The organism is Sphingomonas bacterium (assembly GCF_028289855.1).
Taxonomy (GTDB): domain Bacteria; phylum Pseudomonadota; class Alphaproteobacteria; order Sphingomonadales; family Sphingomonadaceae; genus Sphingomonas.
Genome location: NZ_JAQGKZ010000075.1, coordinates 1 through 4,726 on the forward strand (window position 1 = coordinate 1; position 4,726 = coordinate 4,726).

The following is a 4,726-nucleotide window of genomic DNA, read 5'->3' on the forward strand; positions in this document are numbered from 1 at the left end:
CGACGATCGGCTGCTCGAAAATCTCCTTCTGCATGAAGTGGCGGTAATTGCCCTTCTCGATCATCGCGCCGGTCGCGCCGGAAATGGTGATCTCGCGCTCGACCGGGTTATTGTCGGCGTCGTAGATCGTCGCGCCGTTGCGGGTGATGACGACCCAATCGCCTTCCTCGAGATAGGCGATGTTCTGGGTCAACCCGGCCAGCGCCAGCGCGTCGGAGCCGAGATAGGTCTCGCCTTCGCCATAGCCGACCACCAGCGGCGAGCCGAGCCGCGCGCCGATCAGCATGTCGTCATGCGCGCGGAACGCGATCGCCAAGGCGAACGCGCCGCGCAAGGTCGGAAGCACCGCCTTGACGGCATCCTCGGGCGACTTGCCGCCCTCGACATGCTCGCTGACGAGTTGCGCGACGACTTCGGTATCGGTCTCGCTTTCGAACACCCGGCCCCGCGCCTGCAGCGCTTCACGCAGCGGCTTGAAATTCTCGATGATGCCGTTGTGGACCAGCGCGACTTCCCTGGTCGCATGCGGGTGCGCGTTCGACGTGGTCGGGGCGCCGTGGGTCGCCCAGCGCGTGTGGGCTATACCGGTGGTGCCGGGCGCCGGATCGCCGGCGAGCACCGCGACGAGGTTGGCTAGCTTCCCCTCCGCGCGGCGACGGATCAGCTGGCCGTCCTTGACCGTGCAGACTCCGGCCGAATCATAGCCGCGATATTCCATCCGCCGCAGCCCCTCAACCAACCGGTCAGCGACTTGATCCTTGCCGACAATTCCGATGATACCGCACATGGTTACGTGGCTTTCTTACAAAACATAGGGAATACGAATACCCGGCATGCTGGCCGGGAAGTCCTTGGTGTTTCGGGTCACGAGAATGCGGCCGCTAACCTGCGCTGACGCCAAAATAATGGCGTCGGGCACTTTCATCGACTTGCGCTGATGCCGGATCGCAGCCGCACGGCGCGCAATTTCCTCGTCGATCTCGCTGGTCGCGAACAAACGGAGGAATTCCTCGGTCTCAACATCCGTGCCGTCGGGCACCCCGGCCAGCACCTCGATCCAGCTCATCCGGCTGATCCAGGCGCGCGAGGCACGGCGCACCTCCGCCCAAGCCTGCGGGCGATTATGCAGGCAATCGATCACTATGTTGGTGTCGAAGTGGATATTGCTCACGCAGCGTTGCGATCCGGATCGTTCGTGGGCTTGTCGTGCAACGCAGGATCATAGTCAGGATCCCATTCGCGAACCCATTCATCGCGCATTTTGCGCTCGTACTCGAGGCCATCGACCGTCGAGCCGTGACGCTCCCACAGGCCAAAATACTTCTCGAACCCATCCTTGGATTGGGCCGCAATATAGTTCGAGACCGCCTCGCGCAGCACCGCCGCGCGCGACTTGCCCTCGCTTTTGGCACGGTCGTCGAGCCAATTGAGATCGTCTTCAGGTATGTCGACCAAAAACCGCATGATATACTGATATCATATCATGATATCATGTCAACATCTCATCACGGCGCGAGTTGGATCTGATTGGCGAATTTCACGACGATGTGCGTCTGGAAGTAGAATTTTCCGTTCGGCCGCCCGTTGGTGAGCAGCAGGATCTTCTGCTTTTTGGCGACGCCAGTGACGAAGATGGTCTTTCCCTTCAACGCTTCGGGCGAGCCGAACCGCCGTGTCATGCCCAATTGCGCATTGGGCTGGATCGCAATGCTGATGCTCGTGTCGGCGCGATAATCCTCTTCCGAATTGAGGTAGACGACATCGCCGTCGACGCCCCAGGCCTTGACCAGCAGCTTGTGCCGCGCAAGCCGTGCTTGGAATCGGCGGCGGCGGCCTCGATCGCGTCGGCGGGCGTTAAATAGGGGGACGGCATGTCCTGGCCAGTTGCGAAGGACGGTGCGGCGGCCACAAACGCACTGACCGCGGCAAACGGCGCCAGCATGACCAATCGCATCATTTCCTTTCCGCCTTTTTCGCTGTCATCATATCGCGAAACCGCTTCGCCCAACCGGCTTTGGACTCTTGCGCGGGCCGCACCAGCCGCAATGCATCCGCCTCGACGTCCTTCGTCACGGTCGATCCCGCGCCGACGATCGCTCCCGCGCCGATCGTGACGGGCGCAACCAGCGCCGAGTTCGAGCCGATAAACGCCCCCTCGCCGATCACCGTCTTGTACTTGAAGAAGCCGTCATAATTACAGGTGATCGTCCCCGCGCCGATGTTCGCGCCCGCGCCAATCTCGGCATCCCCCAGATAGGACAGATGGTTGGCCTTGGCGCCCCTGCCGAGGGTCGCCTTCTTTACCTCGACGAAATTGCCCACCTTCGACTTTTCGCCGAGCACCGCTCCCGGGCGAAGGCGCGCATAGGGCCCGACTTCCGCCCCCTTGCCCACCGTCGCGCCTTCGATATGCGAATTGGCGCGGATCACGGCGTTGTCGGCGATCATCACGCCGGGGCCAAAGAACACATTGGGCTCGATCAGCACGTCGCGGCCGACTTGCGTGTCGTATGCGAACCACACCGTCTCGGGCGCGATCAACGTCGCACCATCGACCATCGCGCGCTCGCGCCGCGCCGTCTGCCAGCGGCCTTCGGCATAGGCCAGCTCGCCGCGGCTGTTGATGCCGATCACCTCGTCCGCGCTGGTTTCGACCACCACCGCGCGGTCGCCGTCGGCCAATGCCAGCGTGATGATGTCGGGCAAATAATATTCGCCCGCCGCATTGTCGTTGCTGACGCGTTCGAGCAACGGCCATAAATCGGCGGATCGCACCGCAGTTACCCCCGAATTACACAGATCGACCGCGCGCTCGTCGTCGGTGGCGTCCTTGAACTCGACAACCTTGGCAATCGCACCGTCATTGCCCGCGATGATCCGTCCATAGGCCTTCGCGTCGGGCGGTCGAAAGCCGAGCACTGCGATCCTGGGCTTGTCAGGCGCGTCGAGCCGCGCAGTCATCGCCGCGATCGTCTCGCTTGTGATGAACGGGACGTCGCCGAAACAGACAATCGCGACACCATCGAATCCGGCCAACGCGTCCTTCGCCATCAATGCGGCATGCGCGGTGCCGAGTTGCTCGTCCTGCGAGGCGATCCTGACGCCCAGCGGCGTCACGGCGACCTCGACCTGCGCCCGCAGCGCGCCGACCACCACGACGCGCTCGCTCGCCCCGGCGGCGTCGAAGGCGTCGATCAGGTGGAGCAGCATTGGCCGCCCGGCAACCGGATGCAGCACCTTGTGCAGGTCGGATTTCATCCGCGTGCCCATGCCGGCGGCAAGGATGATCGCGGCGATCGGCTTGGTCATTGTGTCGGCGTCTCCGTGGACATGCCCTGCCACGACGCCCCCGCCATTGCCACAAAATCCTAGTTCGTCATCAATGCATTTGAGTTGACGTGATAGCCGATCAGCACGGTCTTGCCATCGACCAGGCGATAGATGAATTGCTCAACCCCGTCGCCTTTGTCGAACTTGGTATCGTAGACCAGCTCCAGCCGGTGATCGCCATTGTCATAGCGGTCGTTGAAGCCGGAGCGACTGGACGATTTCACGTTGCCCAGCTTGGCATGGACAGCCGAAAGAATCGGCGCGAACCCGCCCGGCGTAGCTTTTATTTCCGGACCGGCCGCGGCATCTATCTCGGCGAATTGGCCGGCATCCATCCGGCGATGGAAATCGTCCACCGCCGCTCCGCCCGACGTAAGATCCTGCCCCATCGAGCAGCCGCCAAGCGCAAGCGCCGCCAGCATAAATATCCGCTTCATCGCGCCCTCCCCCGAGTCGGCCCTGACTATAGCGCGGATATGGGCACGCACCATCTGCGGGTGGCACCGCCGCCGCGAGTGGGATACGGCGGCCGGCGATGGATGACCTGCCTCCCCAACCTTCCACGCCGCCGATCGCGACGGTGCTCGAAGGCATCGTCGAGCCGGTGCTGGTGATCGCCGACGGGCGGGTCGAGGAAGCCAACGCCGCCGCACGCGAACTCCTCGGCCATCACATCTTGGGCCAGGATGTGCGGCTGGCGATCCGTCACCCCGCCGCCGCCGAGCGGCTGACCGCGCCGCAGGGTAGCGGTGCCTCGGGACCGATCAACCTGGTTGGGCTCGGTACGCTCGACCAGCGCTGGGAATTGCGCGTCACCGACATTCCCGATGGCCGCCGCGTCGTCCACCTGATCGACCAGACCGGCAGCTACGCCGCCGAGCGGATGCGAGTCGATTTCGTCGCCAATGCCAGCCACGAATTGCGCACCCCGCTCGCCTCGATCCTCGGCTTTGCGGAGACGCTGAGCGAGGATGACGGCGCCGATCCGGACATGCGCCAGCGCTTCCTGAAAGTGATGGTCGATGAGGCGCGGCGGATGCAGCGGCTGGTCGAGGATCTGATCTCGCTGAGCCGGATCGAGGCGGAGAAATACCGGCTGCCGGATGCCTCGGTCGATCTCGGCGCGCTGCTCGAGGAAGTGACAGCCGAGCTGATCGACACCCGCGACCCGCGTGCCGCCGACGTTGCGATCGAACTCGCCGACGACGTGCCCCTCGTGCCCGGCGACCGAGTCCAGCTGAGCCAGGCGCTGCACAACCTGATCGGCAAAGCGATGAAATATGGCCGGCCGGGCACGCCCGTCGCGATCAAGCTATGGCGCTACCCCAACTGGATGGTCCGGCTGTCGGTCGGCGACGAAGGCGACGGTATCGCGCCCGAACACATCCCGCGGCTG

At 63.8% G+C, this 4,726-nt stretch carries 6 protein-coding genes and 1 pseudogene; 1 reads left to right on the plus strand and 6 read right to left on the minus strand.

Annotated elements, in window-relative coordinates; genetic code table 11:
• The 6 genes and pseudogenes from JWM94_RS08570 to JWM94_RS08595 all read right to left on the minus strand — a co-directional run.
• Positions 1 to 787: pseudogene (locus JWM94_RS08570) on the minus strand (glutamine--fructose-6-phosphate aminotransferase); the annotation flags it as partial.
• Between the two features lie 15 nt (positions 788 to 802).
• Positions 803 to 1,171, minus strand: a complete 369-nt coding sequence (locus JWM94_RS08575; RefSeq protein WP_299425018.1) for a type II toxin-antitoxin system VapC family toxin — start codon at positions 1,169 to 1,171, stop codon at positions 803 to 805.
• Positions 1,168 to 1,464 (minus strand): ribbon-helix-helix domain-containing protein, encoded by a 297-nt coding sequence (locus JWM94_RS08580; RefSeq protein WP_299425021.1) that lies wholly within the window; start codon positions 1,462 to 1,464, stop codon positions 1,168 to 1,170. Before JWM94_RS08580 ends, JWM94_RS08575 begins: the two co-directional genes overlap by 4 nt.
• A 41-nt stretch (positions 1,465 to 1,505) precedes the next feature.
• Positions 1,506 to 1,679: a hypothetical protein gene (locus JWM94_RS08585; RefSeq protein ID WP_299425023.1), complete on the minus strand. Its 174-nt coding sequence runs from the start codon at positions 1,677 to 1,679 to the stop codon at positions 1,506 to 1,508.
• A 274-nt stretch (positions 1,680 to 1,953) separates the two neighbouring features.
• Positions 1,954 to 3,309: a bifunctional UDP-N-acetylglucosamine diphosphorylase/glucosamine-1-phosphate N-acetyltransferase GlmU gene (gene glmU / locus JWM94_RS08590; protein WP_299425025.1), complete on the minus strand. Its 1,356-nt coding sequence runs from the start codon at positions 3,307 to 3,309 to the stop codon at positions 1,954 to 1,956.
• A gap of 59 nt (positions 3,310 to 3,368) precedes the next feature.
• Positions 3,369 to 3,767, minus strand: a complete 399-nt coding sequence (locus JWM94_RS08595) for a hypothetical protein (protein WP_299425028.1) — start codon at positions 3,765 to 3,767, stop codon at positions 3,369 to 3,371.
• Between the two features lie 98 nt (positions 3,768 to 3,865).
• On the opposite strand from JWM94_RS08595, the gene JWM94_RS08600 reads away from it, so the two are divergent.
• Positions 3,866 to 4,726 (plus strand): histidine kinase dimerization/phospho-acceptor domain-containing protein (locus tag JWM94_RS08600; RefSeq protein ID WP_299425031.1); only part of this gene is annotated, 861 nt, incomplete at its 3' end.